The sequence below is a fragment of the Pseudomonas asuensis genome (genome assembly GCF_014646755.1).
Classification (GTDB): domain Bacteria; phylum Pseudomonadota; class Gammaproteobacteria; order Pseudomonadales; family Pseudomonadaceae; genus Chryseomonas; species Chryseomonas asuensis.
The window spans coordinates 181,351-204,593 of the sequence record NZ_BMNW01000006.1; the positions used below are offsets into that span (position 1 = coordinate 181,351).

The 23,243-nt window shown below is 53.5% G+C and carries 20 protein-coding genes; 11 read left to right on the top strand and 9 right to left on the bottom strand.

Features of this window, described 5'->3' with window-relative positions; translation table 11 throughout:
• Positions 1-57: 57 nt before the first annotated feature.
• A complete protein-coding gene (locus IEX86_RS14750; protein WP_188866889.1) occupies positions 58-1,116 on the top strand; it encodes a quercetin 2,3-dioxygenase in 1,059 nt (352 codons plus the stop codon).
• 18 nt (positions 1,117-1,134) lie between these two features.
• Positions 1,135-2,070, top strand: a complete 936-nt coding sequence (locus tag IEX86_RS14755; protein WP_188866890.1) for an alpha/beta hydrolase — start codon at positions 1,135-1,137, stop codon at positions 2,068-2,070.
• A gap of 161 nt (positions 2,071-2,231) precedes the next feature.
• On the opposite strand, the gene IEX86_RS14760 is transcribed toward IEX86_RS14755, so the two are convergent.
• A complete protein-coding gene (locus IEX86_RS14760; protein WP_188866891.1) occupies positions 2,232-2,438 on the bottom strand; it encodes a hypothetical protein in 207 nt (68 codons plus the stop codon).
• A 220-nt stretch (positions 2,439-2,658) separates the two neighbouring features.
• Positions 2,659-4,020 carry a formimidoylglutamate deiminase gene (locus IEX86_RS14765; protein WP_188866892.1) on the bottom strand — a complete coding sequence of 454 codons (1,362 nt, stop codon included), beginning with the start codon at positions 4,018-4,020 and terminating at the stop codon, positions 2,659-2,661.
• A gap of 94 nt (positions 4,021-4,114) precedes the next feature.
• Between IEX86_RS14765 and hutC (IEX86_RS14770) the strand changes: the two genes are divergently transcribed.
• Together hutC (IEX86_RS14770) and IEX86_RS14775 are read left to right on the top strand one after the other, a co-directional pair.
• Entirely contained in the window at positions 4,115-4,858 is a 744-nt protein-coding gene (gene hutC / locus IEX86_RS14770; protein WP_188866893.1) for a histidine utilization transcriptional repressor HutC, read from the top strand.
• On the top strand, positions 4,855-5,439 hold the full coding sequence (locus IEX86_RS14775) for a HutD/Ves family protein (RefSeq protein WP_188866894.1): 585 nt from the start codon (positions 4,855-4,857) through the stop codon (positions 5,437-5,439). Before hutC (IEX86_RS14770) ends, IEX86_RS14775 begins: the two co-directional genes overlap by 4 nt.
• A gap of 1 nt (position 5,440) precedes the next feature.
• On the opposite strand, the gene hutC (IEX86_RS14780) is transcribed toward IEX86_RS14775, so the two are convergent.
• The 4 genes from hutC (IEX86_RS14780) to hutH form a co-directional block, all read right to left on the bottom strand.
• Positions 5,441-6,181, bottom strand: coding sequence for a histidine utilization transcriptional repressor HutC (gene hutC, locus IEX86_RS14780; RefSeq protein ID WP_188866895.1), 741 nt, complete (start codon positions 6,179-6,181; stop codon positions 5,441-5,443).
• A gap of 136 nt (positions 6,182-6,317) precedes the next feature.
• Complete coding sequence (locus IEX86_RS14785) at positions 6,318-7,691, bottom strand: FAD-binding oxidoreductase (protein ID WP_188866896.1); 1,374 nt, start codon at positions 7,689-7,691, stop codon at positions 6,318-6,320.
• Positions 7,692-7,758: 67 nt separating this feature from the next.
• Positions 7,759-8,004, bottom strand: coding sequence for a hypothetical protein (locus tag IEX86_RS14790; protein ID WP_188866897.1), 246 nt, complete (start codon positions 8,002-8,004; stop codon positions 7,759-7,761).
• Between the two features lie 255 nt (positions 8,005-8,259).
• A complete protein-coding gene (gene hutH, locus IEX86_RS14795) occupies positions 8,260-9,801 on the bottom strand; it encodes a histidine ammonia-lyase (protein ID WP_188866898.1) in 1,542 nt (513 codons plus the stop codon).
• Positions 9,802-10,199: 398 nt separating this feature from the next.
• Here hutH and hutU point away from each other — a divergent pair, with 398 nt between their 5' ends.
• The 7 genes from hutU to IEX86_RS14830 all read left to right on the top strand — a co-directional run bounded on the left by hutU (position 10,200) and on the right by IEX86_RS14830 (position 19,781).
• A complete protein-coding gene (gene hutU / locus IEX86_RS14800) occupies positions 10,200-11,879 on the top strand; it encodes a urocanate hydratase (RefSeq protein ID WP_188866899.1) in 1,680 nt (559 codons plus the stop codon).
• Positions 11,880-11,998: 119 nt separating this feature from the next.
• Positions 11,999-13,207, top strand: a complete 1,209-nt coding sequence (gene hutI, locus IEX86_RS14805) for an imidazolonepropionase (protein WP_188866900.1) — start codon at positions 11,999-12,001, stop codon at positions 13,205-13,207.
• Positions 13,200-14,000 carry an N-formylglutamate deformylase gene (hutG, locus tag IEX86_RS14810; RefSeq protein WP_188866901.1) on the top strand — a complete coding sequence of 267 codons (801 nt, stop codon included), beginning with the start codon at positions 13,200-13,202 and terminating at the stop codon, positions 13,998-14,000. The genes hutI and hutG overlap by 8 nt, the downstream gene beginning before the upstream one ends.
• A gap of 209 nt (positions 14,001-14,209) precedes the next feature.
• Positions 14,210-15,433, top strand: coding sequence for an MFS transporter (locus IEX86_RS14815; protein ID WP_188866902.1), 1,224 nt, complete (start codon positions 14,210-14,212; stop codon positions 15,431-15,433).
• A gap of 266 nt (positions 15,434-15,699) precedes the next feature.
• On the top strand, positions 15,700-17,409 hold the full coding sequence (locus tag IEX86_RS14820) for a cation:proton antiporter domain-containing protein (RefSeq protein WP_188866903.1): 1,710 nt from the start codon (positions 15,700-15,702) through the stop codon (positions 17,407-17,409).
• A 374-nt stretch (positions 17,410-17,783) separates the two neighbouring features.
• Positions 17,784-18,047: a PapB/FocB family fimbrial expression transcriptional regulator gene (locus IEX86_RS14825; RefSeq protein ID WP_188866904.1), complete on the top strand. Its 264-nt coding sequence runs from the start codon at positions 17,784-17,786 to the stop codon at positions 18,045-18,047.
• A gap of 576 nt (positions 18,048-18,623) precedes the next feature.
• Positions 18,624-19,781, top strand: a complete 1,158-nt coding sequence (locus IEX86_RS14830) for a hypothetical protein (protein ID WP_188866905.1) — start codon at positions 18,624-18,626, stop codon at positions 19,779-19,781.
• 275 nt (positions 19,782-20,056) lie between these two features.
• Here the strand turns inward: IEX86_RS14830 and IEX86_RS14835 are convergent, their stop codons facing one another.
• The 3 genes from IEX86_RS14835 to IEX86_RS14845 form a co-directional block, all read right to left on the bottom strand.
• A complete protein-coding gene (locus IEX86_RS14835; protein WP_188866906.1) occupies positions 20,057-20,398 on the bottom strand; it encodes a VOC family protein in 342 nt (113 codons plus the stop codon).
• A gap of 405 nt (positions 20,399-20,803) precedes the next feature.
• A complete protein-coding gene (locus IEX86_RS14840; RefSeq protein ID WP_188866907.1) occupies positions 20,804-21,319 on the bottom strand; it encodes a DUF2199 domain-containing protein in 516 nt (171 codons plus the stop codon).
• 263 nt (positions 21,320-21,582) lie between these two features.
• Positions 21,583-23,127 carry a sensor domain-containing diguanylate cyclase gene (locus IEX86_RS14845; protein ID WP_188866908.1) on the bottom strand — a complete coding sequence of 515 codons (1,545 nt, stop codon included), beginning with the start codon at positions 23,125-23,127 and terminating at the stop codon, positions 21,583-21,585.
• Between the last annotated feature and the right edge of the window lie 116 nt (positions 23,128-23,243).

Sequence of the window (23,243 nt, forward strand, 5' to 3'; positions counted from 1 at the left end):
CTGATTAGTGAAACCTCGTAAGGTAGACTCATACAAGCCGCTTTTCGGAGTAATCTTATGAGTTCACTCAGCGCAAACGTCCAATACTCAAGCGAACCTCTTGGCAGGCAGCCAGTAGCCATTGGAAAGCTCCCCGGCCAGCAGAGCCCTTATGCCTTACGCAATGGGGAAGGACAGCACCTGTTGCTAGGAGATGTTGTTGTAACCTTTATCGCACGTAGCCAGGAGACCGGCGGGCTGTTTGAGGCATTTATTCTGTCTGGTAGTAAAGATACGCAATCGCCGCTCATGCTGCACAGCGAAACAGACAAGGCCTTGTACGTAATGGACGGCCAACTTGAGCTATTCCTAAACGGTGAGCTCCGTCTACTCAACCGTGGTGACTATGCTTACATCCCTTCACAGACACCGCATGCCTATCGGATGCTTAGCTGGCGTACGCGAGTGCTTGCGTGGACGACTGGACAGCAAGGGGCAGCCGTATACTCTGCGCTTGGTACACCTTTTTCGCGACCAGTACCGCCAGAGCAACCCGGCCCCACCTTGACCCGCCAGCAGTATCAATCGGTACTGTCAGATCTTGAGATACTGGATCAACCCATTGCCTGGGAGGACGCCCGTCCCGTGGTTGAAGCTGATCTGCCGTCCACTCGCCAGCCCTATGTCCTAAGAGAAGGTGAGGGTGAGCGGCTGGTGGCGGCTGATCAGGTGTTTTCCTTCCTGCAAACTCAGGCCTCAAGTGGGGACCGCTTCATTACGGTAATGACCGAAGGGCCTGCTGGAGAAGCCATTCCTCCTCATTACCATGAGGAACACGCGGAAAACTTCTTTTGTATCGATGGCCATATGACGATGTGGATCAATGGAGAAGAGATCAAAGTTCTGCCCGGCGACTATATTCAAGTGCCTGCGCACTGCGTTCACTCGTATCGCCTGGATGCACCGTACACGCGCTTCCTGGGATGGTTGATTCCTGGCCTCTTCGAGCCTTTCTTCCGCTTGATTGGCGATCCTTACGAGCCACACCTTTTTCCACTCGACCCGCCAGCGTTCCGCTTTGACCGCGTTCTGGCCAATCTGGATACGATCGATCTGAAAGTACTGCCACGTCAGTAATGGTCTGGAGGAGTCAATATGCCAACCTTTCTTGATATTCCCTTTGCGGCTCCTGACGGAGAGGTGCTTAAAGCCGATCTCTACCTGCCAGACTCAGTCGACGCTCCACCGCCTGTCATCTTGTTCTTGCACGGGGGCGGTTGGCGATTTGGCGATCGCAAGTTGGCGCCTGACCTGCAGCGATACTTTGCTTCCCAGGGGTTTGCGATGGCGAGTATTGATTACAGGCTGTCTACCGTTGCGCCGTTTCCTGCTGCTGTAGAGGATGTAAAAACAGGAATCCGCTGGCTTCGCTCCGTGGCTGACCAATATGGGGTCGATGCTTCCCAACTAGGCATATGGGGCTCCTCGGCCGGCGCCCATCTAGGCGCGCTGGCGGCGCTGAGTGGCTCAGAGCGCTTTGCTGGAGACGCTTATGCGGAATATTCCAGCGACGTTCAAGCGCTGGTAGATGGTTATGGCCCGACTGACTTTCTCAGACAGGACGAATTTCGTGACCCTGACGGCAAGCCCTCGGACGATCCAGAATCCATCCAGCTACCCGCGGGTAAACGAAGTACGGACCCGGATTCGCTAGAATCACTTTTTATCGGTGCGCCTATTTTAGAAGTGCCGGATCAGGTGGCTCAGGCCAACCCTATAAGCCATATCCGGCCCCAGAACACGCCGTTTCTGATCCTTCACGGGTTAAGTGACACCGCGGTGCCCTGGCAGCAAAGCGAGATGCTATATAACGCGCTTGCTCAGGCGGGGTGTAATGCGGAGCTTGTGCTTATCGAGGGGTTAGGACACGGATTTTTCAATCGTAACGATCTGGATGAAAGAGGCCCTTTCCATCTGCAGTACAGGAATACCCAAAAGCCGGACGAGGTACTCCACCAGCGTGGTTGCATTTTTCCAATGGTTGCAGAGTTCTTTAGTAAGACCCTAACCGCAAAAGCCAGGCTGATCTGAGTGCTACAACAGGCTATTTAAGTTGGATAAAGGTATATGCGAGCAGGTCTGGGGGATTCTGCTCATGAAACCCGCTTGTGCTCGCTTTAGGCAGTCTTAACGTATTGCTTGAGCGCGCCGTTTGGCCGGTGTCCCTTTTATAAGCAAGGGCGATTCGAGAGTTAGCGGCGACGATTAAGATCCTTTAAGCCGAACCAGAGAACCGCCTGGGTGCTAAAACCGATGATAAGGACAAAGAGTCCCACTGCCATAAAGGTCCAGTGGGAAAAGACATAGCCCAGGCAGACCACAACCGCCGCAACGATGCCAATCAGCAAAGGCGCACGGCTAAACCAGAGCGTTTCATGGTGAGCTCGTGATTCAAGCATGGAAACCCATTCTTCCCTGTTCCTACGCATTGGTTTTTACCTGTTTGACTGAAGCAGTTGTGTCTTCCGTGAGTGTAGTCAGCATTTGAACTAGCGCAGCTCGCCTAGCATAAGCCTTTCAACTATACGACCAAATGCCTTATGGCGTTGCGCCATAGCCTATAAGAACACCGCTTCGCGCCTGCTAACAGCCACTGCCCCAATTGAGGAATCGAGCTAACTAAAGTATGGCATGCAGAAGATCGGCGAAGCGCACCGCGGTCTGCTCTTCAAGTACATGGTGGCCATCTTGGATAACCCAGCGGCCAGCCACCATCACATCACGGATTTGCCGATCATGGCCAGCAAACAGCCAGCGGTTGAGTAGGGCATCTTCTTTGGCGCTGGCGACGTAGGGGTCATTTTCATCGAGCACGAGCCAGTCTGCACGCCTGCCTACCTCCAGGGCGCCAATAGGTTGCCCCAGTGCTTGTGCGCCGCCAGCAAGCGCCGCCTCAAATAGAGTGCGGCCTACGTTGGGCTGATGCGATCTATACAGCCGATTACGGCGCTCGTCCCGTAAGCGTTGACCGTATTCGAGCCAGCGTAACTCTTCCACGATGCTGACAGAAACATGACTGTCCGAGCCAATGCCCAGACGTCCGCCTTGGCTCAAGTAGCTCACCGCCGGAAAGATACCATCGCCCAGATTGGCTTCGGTCGTTGGGCACAGCCCTGCAACGGCACCACTTCGCGCCATAAGCATCACTTCATCCGCTTGGGCATGTGTCGCATGGACCAGGCACCAGCGAGCATCGACCGGAATGTGGTCATATAACCATTGCAGTGGGCGACGACCAGACCAGGCGAGGCAGTCCTCTACTTCTTTTTGCTGTTCGGCAATATGAATATGGATCGGCATATTAGTCTCTGCCTGGGCGATTACCGTATGGATCTGCTGTTCGGTCACGGCGCGCAGGGAATGGAAACATAAACCAACCCGTTGGCTTGGCCGTTGGGCAAGTTCAGCCTGAAGGTGTGCAACCAGTTGCAGGTAACTATCGGTACTGTTGATGAAACGGCTTTGTCCATCTGTAGGTACTTGGCCACCAAACCCTGAATGGGAGTACAGAACCGGTAGAAGGGTCTGGCCGATGCCAATGTCTTGTGCGGCTTGGCTCAACCGCAGCGCCAGTTCCGCCTGATTTGTATAAGGTCGACCGTCCCGGTCATGGTGCAGGTAATGAAACTCCGCGACGCTGGTATAACCGCCCTTGAGCATTTCGATATAGAGCTGGCGTGCTATGAGCTCGATATGATCTGGCTGGAGCCGCCTGACCAGGGTGTACATCAGGTCACGCCAGGTCCAGAAACTGTCGTTGGGGTTGCCAGCGACTTCTGCAAGCCCTGCCATGGCGCGCTGAAACGCATGAGAGTGCAGATTGGGCATGCCGGGCAGGACGGGCCCCCTGAGTCGCTCCCCCTGATCCGCCGAAGTGTTCGGTATAAGCCGTTCGATAATGCCATCTTCCGAGACTTCGATTCGTACGTTTTGTGTCCACCCCTGGGCTAACAGGGCGCGCTCAGCAAAATACCCATGCATACGCATATCCTGGCAAAGATTATACTTGTATATACATATACAGATGTATGCGGGGGCCGTAAACTTGAAACCCTACGACTCCAGGAATTTGTTGATGACTACCAAGCCAGCCTATCTACCCGAGGGCCTGGAAGCCGCGCCTGCACCACTCTATACCCGCGTGAAGCATACGATCGTTCAGCAGATTCAGAACGGTAAATGGCCGCCTCACCACAAGATTCCCTCCGAGAGCGAGTTGGTAGCCGAACTAGGCGTTAGCCGTATGACGGTTCACCGAGCCTTGCGCGAGTTGACGGCGGACGGGGTACTCATACGAATGCAGGGTGTTGGAACCTTTGTGGCGGAGCCCAAAGGGCAAGCGGCTCTATTCGAGATACACAGCATCGCTGATGAAATCGAATCGCGTGGGCATTGTCATCGGGCTCAGGTGCAAATGCTGGAGGCTACGACCGCTACTCCAGAGCTGGCGGCGCTCCTGAACGTGCGTGAAGGGCAAGAAGTGTTTCATTCCGTCCTCGTTCATTACGAAAACGATGTGCCGGTGCAGATAGAAGATCGTTACGTGAATGCATCCCTGGTACCGGATTATCTGGCGCAGGATTTCACGCAGATAACGCCTCATGCTTACCTGACTCAGGCCGCGCCGCTAAGTGAAGGGGAGCATGTCGTAGAAGCAATTCTGGCTTCCGCGCAGGAATGCGCCTGGCTTGACATTGCGCCTGGCGAGCCGTGCTTGTTAATACGGCGACGTACCTGGTCAGGCGGGCAAACGGTTACCAGTGCCCGACTGATCTACCCCGGCTCACGTTATCGGTTGGAAGGACGTTTCGCCTCATGAGCGCCAAGCTATTGCGTTGTGCCAGTTATTCCCGCATGCCCTGGAAGAATGGCGCAGGCGTTACGCTTGAAATCGCCCGGGATACTAGCGGTAGCCAGAGTGGCTTCGATTGGCGGTTTTCCGTTGCAGATGTCGAGGTGCCGGGGGACTTCTCAGCGTTCGCAGGGTATCAGCGCATCATCACCGTGCTGGAAGGTATGGGCATGACACTGACAGTAAACGGTCAGCGTTCCCGCCTACTACGGCCACTCGATCCGTTTGCCTTTGCCGGTGAGGCTGTAGTGAGTTGCGAACTGCTTGAGGGTCCAGTGCGTGACTTTAACCTGATCTATGATCCAGCTCGATTCCAGGCGCGCCTACAGTGGCAGACGATATCAGATAAGGTCAGCCTGTATACCTCAGCCGCGGTCATCCTGATTCTTAGCGCAGGCGACTCGCTGACGGTTGAGACAGGCACTGAGTCCGCTCAACTTGGCGTACAGGATAGTTTCCTGATCGAGCAAGCGGGCGAATTGAAGGTACTACGCCTTGCGTCTAGTAGCACCGTGGCCTGCTGTCTGGTCGAGCTGACGCCGGTCTGACTCAGCGTGCGCGATTACCCCCGTTGACAGGAAAGCGGCTACCCAGCCGATAGCGGGAGGAAGGATGCAGGAACCGCACATAGGTCACGGTCTGACGGTCGGCCCAGGTGCGGCGCATCAGGACCAGACAAGGCTCGGACGGGTCAATCTTTAGCGCCTTGCATTCGTCTGCGGTAGGCAGAGTCGCATCGACAATATGCTCCATCTCATCAACCGGGACGTGTTGCAACAGATATTGGGAAGGCTGTAAATGCTCACCGAAACGCTGCTGAAGAAACTCCGGCGCCATGGCAGGGTTGATATAGCGGTCTTCCAGTTGAACGGGTATGCCTTCTTCGCAATGCACACACACGATATGAAAGACAGAGCTTCCGGTAGGTAGTTGTAGCGCTGCGGCCACTGTCATCGACGCGGCTTCGCGTGTAGCTTCGAGGATCTCGCAGCTGTAGCGGTGACCGCGAGCAGCGATCTCATCCGCTATGTTTGCAATCATCAGCAGATTCGACTGTGGCTTGCGATCCGCCACAAAGGTACCCACACCGGCAATCCGTATGAGTTGGCCCTCGGCGGTCAGCTCCCGAAGCGCTCGGTTGACCGTCATGCGCGACATGCCCAGCTCCGCAACCAGGCGGTTTTCCGAGGGGATAAGATCCCCCGGCTTCCATTCCCCCAGGCGTAACTTGCCTTCAACAAAGGATTTCGCCTGGCGGTACAGGGCTTGCGGCGCGTTCTTCTCGGTCATCGACAACTGTTTTCCATGTAGTAACAGAAAGCATTCAAAGTATGGGGCAGCGCCTGCGCGGTTGATTGGTTTCCTTCAGGCTGCCCCTGAATACTCGCATATATCGGGACAGCCAATCCTTTATGCATAGACTGATTCAGGCAATAACCTTTCCAGGGTTGAGAATGCCATTCGGGTCGAAGGTCTGCTTGAGTTGACGCATGACGTCCATGGCCTCGGGTGTAACCGAGTGATGCAGATAATTACGCTTAAGCGCACCGATACCATGCTCAGCGGACACCGAACCCTTGCGTCCTCCAACCGCCGTATAGATCAGGTCATTCAGCGCGTCCACAGGTGAAGGCTCCGGCAGTGAGTTCAGATCTATGGTGACATGGAGACTACTGTCGTCGATATGGCCGAAATACAAGGTGTGGTGGCCTGGAAAGCGGCTATCCAGCTGCTGCTGGCAGTCCTGGATAAAGGCGTCGATTTCGCCCATCGGCAGGCTGAGGTCGAAGCTCAACGGGCTGAAGCGTGCCGAAAACTCACGGGTCGCTTCCCGCACCTTCCAGAGCTGGCGCGCCTGGAGGGGCGAAGCCGCAACGACCGCGTCGGTAACGTCTCCAGTGCCACGCGCGTCAGCTAGCAGGGCCTCAAGCGCCTCGCCTGAACCGGTTGATTCAAATAGGACATAAAGCGGCTTGTCACTCGGCAGAGGGGCGGCATGGCCTGACCACTCCACACCTATCTGATAGAACGCCGGCCACATGACCTCATAGGCCTGGGGCGTCCCGATCCGCTTTTGCAGCGCACGCAGCAGCTGTACCGCATTGGCATAGTCGGGCAGCGCACACATTGCTGTCGTGACATGACCGGGTAGCGGCTGCAGCTTGAGTACAGCACGCGTAATGACGCCCAATGTGCCTTCCGAACCGATAAAGCACTGTTTCAGGTCATAACCTGTGTTGTTCTTTATCATCTTGTTCATGAGGTTGAGCACTCGGCCATCAGCAAGAACAACCTCAAGGCCAAGTACCTGATCACGGGTCATGCCGTAGCGAATAACCGAATTGCCGCCAGCATTGGTAGCAATGTTGCCGCCAATCTGACAAGAGCCCCGGGCTTCGAGATCAAGCGGAAACAGAAAGCCTGCTTCGGCAGCGGCCTGCTGGATTGTCTCCAGCCGGGTTCCTGCAAGCACCGTCATGGTGGCCGCCGCCGCGTCGATTTCCTCGATACCTGCCATATGCTCCAGCGACAACGCGATGTCACCTGCGCGGGGCACGCTACCGCCAGCAAGCCCCGTCATTCCTCCTTGCGGGACTACCGGCTGTTTGTGTGTGTTGCAGATACGCAGCATTTTGGACACTTCTTCCGTGGTACGAGGAAGTAGCAGAACGTTCGGGCAGGTAGGGCCGTAATGGCTCCAGTCCGTGTGGTGGCGCGGATTGATTGCTCCACCGGTGACAATGGCCCTGCTGTCCAGAATGTAGCGCAGCGTGGCTAAGGTTTGTTCGATCAGGTTCATGTATGGTCACCCGTAAGAAAAGGAGAGCGGTTCTGACAAAAGAACCAGTCGCATAAGGGGCGGGTGTCTAACAGCGCCAGGGCGAGCCGCAATGCTCGCGCAGAATATCCAGGGCATAGCGTGCGCCAGCCTTTTCGCTTTCGCCGACGGCAACATCGGAGGCATAGGCTTTGGAGATATTGGTGTCGCGTCGAATACCGCTGCTGTACAGAATACAGCGTTTGCCCTGAACAGCAGCTGCAATAGCGCCAACGCAGTTGATTGATGAGCGGAATGCTATCGAGTTGGCGTCTACGATAACGGGTAATGACATGCTCAGTTTAGGCCTAGCCCGACACATCACGTGGAGCATGCACGCCCTTGGGGTGCGGATCGCTGGAAATCCAAAACCACATTGAGCAACACGTCTGGCGATGGCGGCGCAGAGGGTTTTATCTCCCGCGCCGCTGTATTACCCATGTCAGATGGGTAATGCGGTGAGTCGAGTCGCATAGGTGCCCGAGTCAATGCATTGCATCAGCTCTACTTCTGCTCCCAGTCTGAAATCAACACGGCTTGGTAGGCTGCATCAGTCTCCAACTTGGGCATATAGCTGTTCAAAAGGTACCCACCGAGCAAAGAGGCCGTTTTCCACCCAGGCCCGCGCCGCTGCTATATCAGGGGCAAAATAGCGGTCCTGATCATAATGAGGCACCTCTTCACGGATCATTGCCAGGACTTCACGAAGCTTGGTTGAGGTCTTGAGAGGCGCATGCAACTCGATGCCTTGTGCTGCACCGAGCAGTTCAATCGCTACGACGGCGGAGCTGTTGCCAGCCATATCAAGCAGTCGGCGCGCTGCAAAGGTCGCCATGGAAACATGATCCTCCTGATTGGCCGAGGTGGGGAGGCTATCAATGGAAGCAGGATGCGCCAGCGTTTTGTTTTCCGAGGCGAGCGCCGCCGAAGTCACCTGAGCGATCATGAAGCCGGAGTTCAGTCCACCTTCCTTTACCAGGAACGCGGGCAGGCCGGAAAGTGCAGGGTCTACCAGTTGAGCAATACGGCGCTCGGAGAGCGCACCGATTTCCGATATGGCAAGCGCAAGAACATCCGACGCCATGGCCACAGGCTCAGCATGGAAGTTGCCGCCAGAGAGCACGTCGCCCTCCGCGGCAAACACCAGCGGATTATCTGAAACGGCATTGGCCTCTCGTAGAAATACCCCTGCGGCGAAGCGCAAGTGGTCAAGACAGGCACCCATGACCTGTGGCTGACAACGCAGGGAGTAGGGGTCCTGGACGCGCTTGCAGTCCCGGTGGGAGTCACGTATTTCGCTGCTGGCCAGCAGGTCCCGGTAGAGCGCTGCCACGTCGATCTGACCCGGCTGGCCGCGCACGGCCTGGATACGCGGATCGAAGGGGACATCAGAGCCTTTCAAGGCATCAACGGTCAGTGAGCCGGCTACCACAGCGGCAGAAAAAAGTTTTTCGGCAGCAAACAGACCACGCAAGGCCAGCGCCGTAGACACCTGGGTACCGTTGATCAACGCCAGGCCTTCCTTGGGCCCAAGCGTGAGAGGGGTAAGGCCGGCAATTGCCAAGCCTTCGGTAGCCTCCAGAGTACGACCTTCATGACGGACCTGACCGACTCCGATCAACACCGACGACATATGCGCGAGCGGTGCCAGATCCCCTGAGGCGCCTACCGAACCCTGAGAGGGGATGCAGGGGTATACCCTGGCGTTATACAGCGCAAGCAATGCGTCGATGACCTGTCGGGTTATCCCGGAAAATCCTCGCGCCAGGGACCCGATCTTGAGCACCATGATCAGACCGACACTGGCATCATCCAGTAGCTGACCGGTTCCCGTGCAATGAGACAGGATCAGGTTACGCTGCAATGTCGCCAGGGATGGAGTCGGGATCGACGTACGCGCTAAAAGGCCAAAGCCTGTATTGATGCCGTAGACGGTGCGCTCGCTGGCTATGATGTCACGAATCGTCTGGGTGCTCTGTTCGATAACCGCGTGACAGCTTGAGTCAAGGCTGACCGCGACCTGTTGCTGATACACGGTGCGGAGATCATCGAGCGTGAACTGGCCCGGCTGGATAACAAGAGTTGGATGCATGATAGGTCCTGTATGCATGGGCAAACGTTGAGAATGAATAACTCACGTACATGCCTGTATATACAGGACGAGCAATATCCAGGCCAAACATCGTGTGAACTCTTTTTATCAAGCTTTTTGGGCTCTACTTAAAGCAGGCATCCTATACGACTGCACAATAATGTAGCGTTTTTGCCCACTGATTAGGCAGCGGTAACGCTAAGGCGATCTAAATATTCTCAAGTCGGGGCGACGTGTTTTAGTCCTCTGATACAGATTCTCCAGTCTACATCGGCTTAAGGTATATCGCGGGCAACAGGTCATAGCGATTTTAGAACAGCTGGCCTTATATTTGCTTTGCTTGTATATACAAGTAAGTACATAAAGTGCGTTGTTACGTTTGAACACCAGGAGCTGCTATGTCGGAACCAACCCGTTACCGTGATACGACTGTTCGAGCCCCGCGCGGCACTGAGTTGAACGCAAAAAGCTGGCTGACTGAAGCACCCCTGCGCATGCTGATGAATAACCTTGATCCTGAGGTAGCGGAAAATCCTAATGAGCTGGTTGTCTATGGGGGAATTGGTCGAGCTGCGCGTAATTGGGAATGTTTCGATGCCATCGTAGCAACGCTCAAGACGCTGGAATCTGACGAGACGCTGTTAGTCCAGTCTGGCAAACCAGTGGGTGTTTTCAAAACCCATGCAAACGCACCCCGGGTGCTGATAGCCAACTCCAACCTTGTGCCCCATTGGGCCAGTTGGGAGCACTTCAATGAGCTCGATGCCAAAGGCCTGATGATGTATGGCCAGATGACAGCGGGGAGCTGGATCTATATCGGCAGCCAGGGCATTGTTCAGGGCACGTATGAAACGTTTGTTGAGGCCGGGCGCCAGCATTATAAAGGTGATCTCAAGGGCCGATGGATTCTGACGGCTGGCCTGGGCGGCATGGGTGGGGCACAACCATTGGCCGCGACATTGGCTGGCGCCTGCTCACTCAACATTGAATGCCAGCAGAGTCGAATCAACTTCCGTCTGAAGACCCGTTACGTAGACGAGCAAGCCAGGGACCTGGACGATGCGCTGGTGCGCCTTGAGCGCTACACGGCCGAGGGCAGGGCAATCTCCATCGCCCTGCAGGGTAATGCGGCAGAAATCCTGCCTGAGCTGGTACGTCGCGGGATACGGCCTGACATGGTCACTGACCAGACCAGCGCCCATGACCCACTCAATGGCTATCTTCCCAAGGGGTGGGAGTGGGATACCTATCGTGCCCGAAGCAAGGCCGAGCCTGCGCTGGTCATCAAAGCGGCTAAGCAGTCTATGGCTGAACACGTTCAGGCAATGTTGGCATTTCAGACGATGGGAGTGCCAGTCTTTGATTACGGTAATAACATTCGGCAGATGGCCAGGGATGAAGGTGTCCTGCGGGCCTTTGATTTTCCTGGCTTTGTTCCGGCATATATCAGGCCACTGTTCTGCCGTGGCGTAGGACCGTTCCGCTGGGCAGCGTTATCAGGTGATCCTGAAGACATCTACCGGACCGATGCTAAGGTCAAGCAACTCATTCCAGATGATGCACACCTGCACCGTTGGCTGGATATGGCCAAGGAGCGTATCAGCTTCCAGGGCCTGCCAGCTCGAATCTGTTGGGTTGGTCTGGGGTATAGAGCCCGATTGGGGCTGGCCTTCAACGAGATGGTACGCAGTGGCGAGCTTAAAGCCCCGGTAGTGATCGGACGCGACCATCTTGATTCCGGCTCGGTTGCCAGTCCCAACCGCGAGACTGAAGCCATGCGTGACGGCTCCGATGCTGTGTCGGACTGGCCACTGCTCAATGCATTGCTCAACACTGCCAGCGGGGCGACCTGGGTTTCGTTACACCATGGTGGCGGTGTAGGCATGGGCTTTTCGCAACACTCAGGCATGGTCATTGTATGTGACGGTACTGACGAGGCTGCCGAACGCATTGCCCGCGTATTACATAACGATCCGGCATCTGGCGTTATGCGCCATGCCGATGCGGGATATGACATCGCCATCCGATGTGCACAGGAGCAGGGGCTCAATCTGCCGATGATTACACCAACGGCATAGAGGCGGACGCCGTATGTGCGAACGCGACCGCCTGGGCTCCCGACCCATCAGGATGGTTATGGCAAAAACACCGCGTTGAATTCAGGCGAAAAGCGCTTGATGCAGGACGGAGTATGTTTATGAAACGCCTCTGGCAGAATTGTCATCTCGCCACAATGAAAGACTGTACCTACGGTATCGTTACGCATGGCGCATTGGTGACTCAAGGCAACCTTATTGAATGGGTTGGGCCGCATAGCGCCGTTCCTGCCCAGCATTATGATGAAATCCATGACCTCCAGGGCGCGTGGGTCACCCCGGGGCTGATCGACTGCCATACCCATGCCGTCTTTGGCGGTAACCGCAGCGGCGAATTCGAGCAACGCCTGCTGGGGACAAGCTACGCTGATATTGCCAGAGCGGGGGGAGGCATCGCCAGTACGGTTCGGGCCACCCGGGATGCAAGCGAAGATGAATTGCTTGCAAGTGCTCGAAAGCGTCTGGCCAGCCTGTTACGCGAAGGGGTAACTACCCTTGAAGTGAAGTCTGGTTATGGGCTGGACTTGGCCTCCGAACGAAAAATGCTGCAAGTGGCGCGTCAGTTAGGTCAGAGGCTACCGTTAACGGTTCGTACTACCTGCCTGGCGGCCCACGCATTGCCACCCGAATATGCTGGGCAGCCGGATGCTTTTATCACACACATCTGCGAAACCCTTCTGCCAACCCTGGCGAGAGAAGGGCTGGTAGATGCCGTAGATGCGTTTTGTGAGCACTTGGCATTTTCACCTGCCCAGGTGGAGCGGGTTTTCCAAGCGGCCCATGCACTGGGCTTACCGATCAAGCTGCACGCTGAGCAGCTATCCAGCCTGGGTGGTTCCAGTCTGGCAGCACGCTATAAAGCCCTGTCGGCTGACCATCTTGAATATATGACGGAGGCCGATGTGAAGGCCATGGCTGCCTCCGGTACGGTGGCTGTTCTCTTACCGGGCGCGTTCTACCTGCTACGCGAAAAGCAACTACCACCAATCGACAGGTTACGCGAGGAAGGTGTGCCTATTGCACTGTCTACAGACATGAACCCAGGCACCTCGCCTGTTCTATCGTTGCGCCTCATGCTCAACATGGCTTGCACATTGTTTCGCCTTACGCCGGAAGAGGCCCTGGCTGGCGTTACGGTACACGCCGCCAAGGCTCTAGGCCTGGCAGCTACCCACGGAACCTTAGAGGTGGGCAAGGTAGCTGACTTCATCGCCTGGGATATCGAGCAGCCCGCCGACCTGGCCTATTGGTTAGGCGGAGACCTGCCCAAGCGCATTGTTTATCATGGAGAGGAAGTAGTTCATGGATAATGTCTTGACCTTTAAGCCGGGTCGCGTGCCGCTGCTCATCAGCATGCCCCACGCTGGAATACGGCTCACACCGGCTATTGAGGCTGGGCTAGCCGATGATGCCCGATGCCTGCCTGACACCGACTGGCATATCCCTCGGTTGTATGCTTTCGCCACTGAGCTAGGCGCAAGCATGCTGAGCGCCAACTACTCCCGTTTTGTAATCGACCTGAACCGCCCGGAAGACGATACACCGCTTTATCCTGGTGCCACGACCGGTTTGTACCCTGATACGTTATTTGATGGAAAATCGCTGTTTCTGGATGGCAAGGCTCCGTCTACCCAGGAGAGAGCGCTGTACCTGGATACGATATGGCGACCTTACCACCAGACCCTGGCCGCTGAATTAAAGCGGCTACGCGACCAATTTGGCTATGCGCTATTGTTCGATGCGCACTCTATCCGTTCACACATCCCGCGGCTGTTCGATGGAACATTGCCTGACTTTAATCTGGGGACCTTCAACTGCGAGAGTTGTGCCTCAGCATTGGCTGATCGCCTTAGAAGCGTGTGTGCCAGGGCAGAGGGGTATACCCATGTTCTGAACGGCCGTTTCAAGGGAGGCTATATCACCCGTCATTATGGCGACCCCGCCGCCAATATCCATGCAGTCCAACTGGAACTGGCGCAGAGTACCTACATGGAAGAAATAGAGCCATTTGGGTACCAAGAGAACGTGGCTCATCGTACGCAAACTGTGCTTAAAGCTTTAATTGCTGAGATGTTGGCTTGGGGAAACGATCACTATTCGTGACGTACCCTATTGGTTTGAAGTGGTTGCGCTTGTAGACAGTAGAAGCTGGCTAGCAGCCTTCTGTGCGTATTCGCTTGCGGTCATTCAGAGAGCCGCTTCTCTCTTGCATATCGCCTCGCAGTCCGCTCTGTTTCAAAATGTATCTAGATCCGATGCTCACGAAATGGCACAGTACGGGGCTAAATAATGACTATAACGAGAAACCGTTCATGTCCGTGCCTACTGCCCAGGCTGATACGTCTGTTCGCCCAGCCTCTGCCACCAGTCCCCTTGTAATGAGCATTGTCTTCTCCTGCGCGCTTGCGCATCTGATCAATGACCTGATCCAGTCTGTTCTCCCTTCTATCTATCCGATGCTGAGAGAAAATTACGCGCTGACGTTTACTCAGGTAGGTCTTATTACCTTGACCTTTCAGGTAACAGCCTCGTTATTACAACCGTGGATTGGCTTTTATACAGACCGCCATCCAAAACCATATCTGCTTCCGGCTGGCGCGGTCTGTACATTGCTGGGCATCCTGCTACTAGGCTTTGTGGATACCTTTTCAACGATCCTTGTGGCATCAGCCCTGATAGGCATCGGCTCCTCTACATTCCACCCCGAGACCTCTCGAGTCGCCCGTCTGGCTTCAGGCGGCCGCTTTGGGCTGGCGCAGTCTACCTTCCAGGTGGGCGGCAATGCAGGAACGGCTATTGGCCCTCTGCTGGCAGCAGCACTGATCATTCCTTTTGGTCAATCCAATATCGTGTGGTTTGGCCTTTTCGGACTATTTGCCATCGGTGTGCAATACAGGCTTAGCGTCTGGTATCGAGGTCACCTGAATACCTCTGGCAAAAAGAGCGGTCATGGGGCCACGCATGGGCTTTCTCGCCGCCAGGTCACTACCGCTCTGGTTGTGCTGGCGCTGCTGGTATTCTCCAAATACATCTACATGGCTAGCATCACGAGTTACTTCACGTTTTATCTGATCGAGAAGTTTGGCTTGTCAGTGGCCAGCTCTCAGCTTCACCTGTTCCTGTTTCTAGGCGCTGTGGCCGCAGGCACCTTTTTTGGCGGACCCATTGGTGACAAGATCGGACGCAAGGCCGTGATCTGGTTTTCCATTCTTGGCGCAGCGCCCTTTACACTCGCCATGCCGTACGTTGACCTGTTCTGGACGAGCGTACTGAGCGTCATAATAGGCTTTATCCTGGCTTCGGCGTTTTCAGCTATTGTGGTTTATGCGCAAGAGTTAGTGCCGGGTAATGTAGGCATGATTGCCGGCGTATTTTTTGGGCTTATGTTCGGCTTTAGCGGTATTGCCGCCGCAGCGCTGGGCCATTTGGCAGATCTACGCGGAATCGAATACGTTTATACGCTCTGTTCCTTCATGCCGCTGCTGGGCATTCTTACCATTCTTCTGCCCTCTACCCAGCCAAAGCGCGCGCCCTGACCCAGAGGCTGACAAGGCGATAGCTCAAGGGGCTACCCAATTTCCCCTTGAGTTCTACACGATGACTTATGTCTGAGCTTGCGTCTCTGCCTGCTCTTCTGTGCTTTTCTTTTTGGTAACCGTGTAATTGAGCTATCCGTCAAAAGCCAGCATCAATATCCTGTAATGAAAGAACATTCTTTCCGCTATTCAATAAGAGCTAATGAGAGTAGGGCCCGTTATGCTCATGTCTCGGGGTTGGAATCAGACAGATCAATAGGAGCTATATGGAGCACAACATTCCCCTGATCACAACTATTGCAGTGGGGCTTGTTGTCGCATTGATATTGGGTTTTCTTGCTGAAAAAGTGAAGTTACCTCCACTGCTTGGATATCTCTTGGCAGGCATTTTCATAGGTCCATCCACACCTGGCTTTGTCGCCGATATGAATATCGCCTCAGAGCTTTCCGAAATTGGCGTGATGCTGTTGATGTTTGGTGTGGGGCTGCATTTTTCAATTGGTGATCTGCTTTCCGTCAAGCGCATCGCCATTCCTGGGGCCATTGTACAAATGAGCCTTGCCACGGTCCTTGGCGCTGCGTTGGCGCACTGGTGGGGCTGGAGTTGGGGCAGTGGGCTTATCTTTGGCTTGTGCCTGTCTTGCGCCAGTACGGTGGTCCTTCTCAAGGCGCTGGAGGCACGTGGCATATTGGACAGCATGAATGGCCGGATTGCCGTCGGATGGCTAGTGGTTGAGGATCTCGCCACTGTATTGGTACTGGTGCTCCTGCCACCGCTGGCGGGTATGCTTGGCAGTACAAGCGAGGCATTGCCTGCTCAGGACGGCCCGCTTTGGATTACGCTGGGCAAAACCCTGCTGCAAATCGTTGCGTTCGTTGCGTTGATGCTGGTTGCGGGCCGCCGAGCATTACCGTGGCTGCTCTGGCAGGTAGCACGTACCGGCTCGCGCGAGCTATTCACACTGGCCGTGGTAGCCATTGCCATAGGCATCGCCTTTGGCGCATCCAAGCTGTTCAACGTATCCTTTGCGCTGGGTGCATTTTTTGCCGGCATGGTCATGCGAGAGTCCAAGTTCAGCCATCGGGCCGCTGAAGAATCCTTGCCGCTGCGCGACGCCTTTTCGGTACTCTTCTTTGTTTCCGTGGGCATGTTGTTCGACCCGATGATCCTGATGCAGGAGCCGCTCCATGTGCTGGCCGTTGTCGCCATTATCGTTCTCGGGAAATCGCTGGCAGCGCTGATCATTACCCTGGCGCTGCGATATCCGCTCAATACCGGGATGACAGTGGCTGCCAGTCTTGCCCAGATAGGGGAGTTTTCTTTCATATTGGGTGGCCTTGGTCTGGCGCTGGGCTTGCTGCCACAAGAAGGCATGAGCCTTGTCCTGGCTGGCGCCCTGGTTTCCATTGCAATCAATCCACTGCTTTTTACCCTTATCGAACCCTTGCGTCGCTGGGTACTGGCGCGCTCGGCTTTTGCGCGCGAGCTCGAAAGCCGCCAGGACCCATATGCTGAGCTACCTATGGATACTGACCGCAAATACCTTGAGCGTCAGATTGTCCTGGTGGGCTACGGCAGAGTAGGCCGTCGTATTGCAAAGGTCCTGGACGAGCAGGGCATTCCTTACGTCATTGCCGAGCAGAACAGAGAAGTGGTAGACCAGTTGCGAAAGGAAGGCAAAGCGGCCGTCTCTGGAGATGCAGCTGACCCGGTAGTTCTTATCCAGGCCCATATTGCCAAGGCAGCCATGCTGGTCGTTGCAACGCCTGACTCGATCAGCGCGCGTCAAATGGTAGAAACGGCCAAGACGCTTAATCCAGAAGTGGAAATCGTGATCCGCACCCATAGTGAAGATGAGTCCTACCTCATGCGTCGGGATGGCGTAGGAACGGTATTCTTTGGCGAAGAGGAGCTGGCGAAGGGCATGGCAAGCCATGTTTCAACCCGTTTTGCAGTGCTGATATCACATCGGTGAACTAAGCGAAGTCGTCCAGAGGTGCGGTAATGTGTATCTTATAAACGGCATAGACAAAAACGAAGGATCGACAGCTCTTACACTTGCCGTAGCGTTAAGGAGGTGTCAGCGCTTTACCCTTTGCTATACTCTTAAGGGCGACAGTACCTATTTTGATTCTCGCTTGGGATGAGGGGTGGTAAGGCAGGCTAAACCAGAAAGGTAGCTGACCTAGCCAATTCAATAAGTTACTCTTCATATCCAAACGTCACTTTAGTATCTTGTCGGCTAGTCTCTACTGACCTTACTCGAAGTGAGACTCACTTAGCTTTTGCTAGCCTACCTTTGCGATAGTTCACCCCATATGTCTGCCATTGGGTACTACTGAGAGAGCCATGCGCGCGCGTACATTATCTTTTTTGAAACCTGGATCACTTGAGCGTGAACACTTTGACCTTTTGCTGGAAGGCACCTCCATCAGAGGAGAGAAGGTTATCCGCGCCCTGGAAGACTTCTTGATCAAAGGCGTACCGGTCACTGAAGCCTGTGAAAGTAATAGCGTAAACCGGAGTCAGTTTTATCGTAGGCTCTATGCGCTTGAAAGCGAGAGCGAACGAGCACGGCGGTTGAGCAAGTTTTACAACTACAATAATTATTGACACTTTTTGGTCACTAGCGACCTCCAGCGCTTACGCTAAGGGTAGGGCAGGCGGCTCGGCCAGGCACAACGTTGCCATTGGAATACAGAGCAAAAACGGGTAATTGTCCAAAAGAGCATTGAACCGGTCGAGCGTTTCAGTGGCTATCAGGCAAAAGGGCTAATCCAACTGCCCCTATGACCAGGCTCTACCAAGACAGCAATTAGTGCTGGCGAGGCAGCAGTGTCTGTATCTTCAAGATGCCAGCTGGAAGGGTATTCGAAGACCTGTTTAGGAACATAACGCTATCACGGCTTAACGGTGACGTTAGGTGACATTGAGTCTTGTCTTCCAGCTTCCGTACAACGCTCAAAACCCAGGCGGCAGAGGCTACGAACTACCTGCCAGGTAATAAGGTAGATTACATTAGGTGCCGGTAGCTAGGCCTTTCAAAGTTGAAGCAAGCTCTTTGAGATTTTCGAAGAAATGCACCACTTAGCGACCAGATTTTGCGTGTTTCCCATAGGTGGTCTATAGCTTCTGAGCTCTGTCCCTGACTGAGCAAAATGATCCTATCGCCTCACAAGGAAAGTACCTATGTTTACGCTAAAACCCCTAGCATTTGCTGTTCTTCTCTCGCTCACTGGTACAGCTTTTGCAGCTAGCCATAGTGCAACGCAAACTCAGGATGGAAATAGCAACGAGGTAACGCTCGAACAGAGCGGTGAAGGTAATAGCGCTACACAGACGCAAACCGGTGATGCTAACCGATCGGCCATCGTACAAAACGGTAATGGTAATTCAGCGGAAACCTCTCAGGAGGGCAATGGGCATTCTGCTGAACTTAGTCAGACAGGCAATAGTAATACAGCTGCTGTTTATCAACTTTCGCCAGGGCCTCAGGCTACCGCTTCAATAGCCCAGCAGGGCGACGCTAATACTGTGATGCTTACTCAACAGGGTTATTACAATCAGAATTCCGCTACGTTGTATCAGGAAGGATCCAATAACGTTCATAACGTAGAGCAAGGGGAGGGTTTTAACAGACTATCCGCTAGTACCATTGGTAACGGCAATATTCTAAACGCTACGCAATCAAGTTATAAATCTGGCAGCGTTACTCAAGTTGGCGATTCGAATCAGATGACTTTTAGTCAGCAAGGCGGCCCTTCAGACTCGCCTGCTACAGCCTCTCAGAACGGTAATGCAAACGTCGCTACAGTCGAACAATATTCTGGTAGCCGTTACTCACAATATGGCCTTAGTTTCTCCCAGTCGGGCGATGCCAATACAGCCACGGTATTTCAGTCGGGCGGCTTAAACAGCCTCAGCTATTCCCAACAGGGTAATAATAACGAATTGGCTATCGTTCAAGGAGCCATATCAGGCAGCATTACAGGTCATTCTGCAGGAAATAATAACGTAGCGAATATAAACCAGAATAACGTCTATACGCGTACAGATCTCATCCAGGAAGGGGATAATAACTCTGCTAGTGTTGACCAAGCGAGCAGTCGTACTAATACTAGCCTCGCACAGTTTGGCTCTTCAAACGAAATTACCCTTTCACAGGTCAACACTGACGAAATCATCGCCGATACAGGCCACTCGGTAGATGTTATGCAAACAGGAATAGGAAATATTGTTTCTATTACCCAGCAATCTAATCTAACTGACTTTTCGAACCTAAACGGTAACGCTGCTACTGTAACCCAGAGTGGTACAGGAAATATGGCCACGGTCCTTCAACAGTAATATTCAAACTGGCACAGTTTACTCTGTTGAACTGTGCCAGTTTTTAGAAGGGTCGTATGGACCTGCTGGAGAAGAGGAGAGGGCTGATGCAGGGATTCTTTATGCCCGCCAGAGAGCTGATATCAAGCGCTGTCCGAAAGTCCTGATGGGTTGGGACTAAGGCTTGATTATGAGTCACCTACGTGAGGCTTGCGAGATGGCGCTGGCACTAGAGAGCAAGGTGCAGCCTTTTATCATCGCTTCTAATGAGCACCGCGAGTGACTTGAACGACTTGTTAGGCGCGATTTGTAATTTGAAATACATTCCCTTCGAGGTCCGTTCCGTCACAAAAACACAGTGATTCTGCGTTGCCCTGCAGCTTGCCCATGTTTGCGCCAAGATCAACCAAGCGTTTTCGTTCGGCTGCGACATCGGATGTGTAAAAGCAAAGTTTGATAGAGCTTGTAGATGCTTTCTTGCTCTTGTGAAACGCAAGCCTTGATACTTGCGAGTCCTTGATTCCGGTATCAATAAAAGTACCTTCGCTGCTAATAATTTCTAACCTGAAAGCGGCACAATAAAAATTAGCGAGCGCAACGGGTTCGGAGCAGAAGATAACTACGCGGTGTAGCGGCATAGATAAGTACCTAATGTTTGATGCGTAGCTCGTCGTAAGCGAGCGAAGCGAACGCTTTGAACCAAGGTGTAAACCAAGCCCTCATGCATCGTTAGAAATAACATGGATGACTAAGTCAAGCGAGCTATCAATCAGCAATGGCGGATAGCCTTGGTTTGAGTAAGTAAGGAAAAACAGAGACCCCGGTTGTGTGTCAGACGGTATCGAGAGATAAGTATAAAGACGGTTTTTTACAGACTCGGAGTAAGCGATATGAATGTCCGGGCCTTGAATTTCTATAGCGGCCAGCTTGCCATGACACTTAATGTTTAGCGAAGAATAGGGGGGTTTCGTACTGCAAAGCCCAAAGGACGCTGACTTGCCGTGTCTGCCCTTATGAATCGACCTAGCAACTCGATAGAAGGGTTAGATGGCTGGTTGTGAGAGAGATAAAAGCCAGCGCTTGATTGCTTTGATGTCCTCAACGGTGACCCCGGTCTTCTGGTCATGGATAAGTGGATGTGACCCAGCTTCTAGAAAGAAAAGTGGACGTATTCCCTTTGGCTGGATGTGGACGGTAAGTGGCAAACCAAGTGTTAGCGGGTAAAACGGAATGTCAGTGCCTAGCACTGCCGGAAAAGGTGGGTTCCTTTCGCGGCCTTCAGCTTCCAGAAGCTCTTGATACCAAAAGAAGAGTTCTTCGCTCAGTTCTACCCATGCACCCCACATGAACCCTTCAGTGTGCTCATGAATTGCGATTTCTATCGATCCGTACAGATAGAACTTCTCGTCGTCTATGACGCAGAGTTCTCCATTCGACCAGACTCGATCATGTCTTTGGCCGTCGGGAACTTCTAGCGCAAATATTGCCGGTGAGTACCAACTGTATAAAGAAATTATACATGGCCGAATACGATAAGTTAGGGTCGTATGATTTAACAAATTTACCGCTGCACTGTGGTATTAAAAGGATTACTTCAAATAACAACATTCGCTGTCTTAGCGTTTAATTTCCGATTAGCGCTTTAATCGGAAATGACGAGGCTATTAACAGTCACGGTCACTACGCCTTTAAAGCCTAACCTATAACTTCGCATAATATATCTTATGTTAAATTGCGTATTGAATATATGACTCAGGGCTTACCTTTCTTACGCATTATCGTTCTCATGCCTTTATAGGATTGAAGCGGCCCTCCTTGCTGATCAGGTGTGACCGCTATCCTCTCTCGCCACTATTCGGTTACGGCCGTTATGCTTGGCCTCATACAGCGCTCTGTCTGCTTGTTCAATCAGCGCCTGCGTAGTGAGTACGCCATCCTCGCCAGGTAGATAGGTATGAATACCGCCGCTTACTGTTACCATCCCGAATGGACTACTGTGGTGTTCAAGCCTGAGATTGCGGATCTGATCCTGAATACGTTTGGCTACAACCCAAGCGCCTTGTCTGTCGCTGGCTGGCAGGATTACAGCCATTTCCTCACCGCCATAACGTGCAGCCAGATCTCCGGATCGTGGAAGGCTTCGTTTCAGCGCCTGTGCAACCTGTTTCAGGCAGTAGTCACCTGCAGGATGTCCATACCGGTCGTTGTATCCTTTGAAAAAATCGATATCCAGCATAATCAGGCTTAACGGCTGCCCCGAACGTTCTGCCCGTTTGAGTTCCTGCTGCAACGCAGTGTCGAAATAGCGACGATTGGCCAAGCCTGTCAGTCCGTCAGACAAGGCCTGCTGTTCCAAGGCACGATGTGCTTCAAGGAGTTCAGCCTTTACCGTATTGGCATGACCGATCTGACGCATCAATACCAGGCCAAACAGCGACATCACAATAATAATGCTGGCTACGATGAAGGCCGAGCGTTGTGTATCACCTGTCCAGTCTGACAAGAGTTCTTTCTTGCTTATGGCGACCATAACCAATAAAGGATACTTATCTATACGCTGGTAACCATACAGCCGCTCTACTCCATCAATGACTGCCTTGATGGTAACGATGCCTGAAGGTGCCTGAGCCAATGCCGTGGTAATCACATAACTCTGCGCAAGGTGTTTACCAACCAAATACTCATCCTTGAAGGGACGACGGCTCAGGATCGTACCATCCGGCATAGCCAGCACTATGGCACCCGAGGGACCAAGCTCAATGTGCCTATAGAAGTTAAGAAAATAGTCCATTTTGACAGTGGCCAGTACCACACCTGCAAATTGTCCCTGGCTGTCGGTAATCCGCCTGGATACCGGGATGATCCAATTACCTGTAGAACGGGAATGGATAGCGCGGCTGATAAAGGGATCTTCGGTAGTGTTGCGGTTATGAAACCTGAAGTAGCCACGGTCAGAGTTCTGACCTTTCCAAGGTGTATCCTGTAGGGATGTCGCTTTCCAGTTGCCCTGCTCGTCAAAAACAAAAAGACCTTCTACTTGCTCCAGTGACCGTGCATATTTCTGAAGCAGCCCATGCAGTGCTTCCGGTTTAAGATCTAGTTCATTCCCCTGCTCCAACAGGTGTTGAAGACTCATAAGCGCAACGTCAACTTCCTCGAATGAGTCCTCTGCATGCTGAGCCAATGCTCGAGTCAGGTTGAGCGTCGTACTTTCAGACTGGTGCAGTTGAACATTACGGGCATGCCAGCTCTGCCAGAAGTCAAATCCCACCAGCGACACAAAGACCAGGCTCAAAAGGGCCATCGTCAATGTTTCCAGCGATAGGCGTCTGAGCGCGCTGGGAACAGGTGAATCAAGAAAAGACATGAACCTACCTTAAAGCATGACTGCAACGAGACGCTTACAAACGTCCTCTATCAAGGACGCACTTACTACAGTCCGTTGCGTTACCCTGCCAAAACGTAGAGTAGAACGATGCGGGT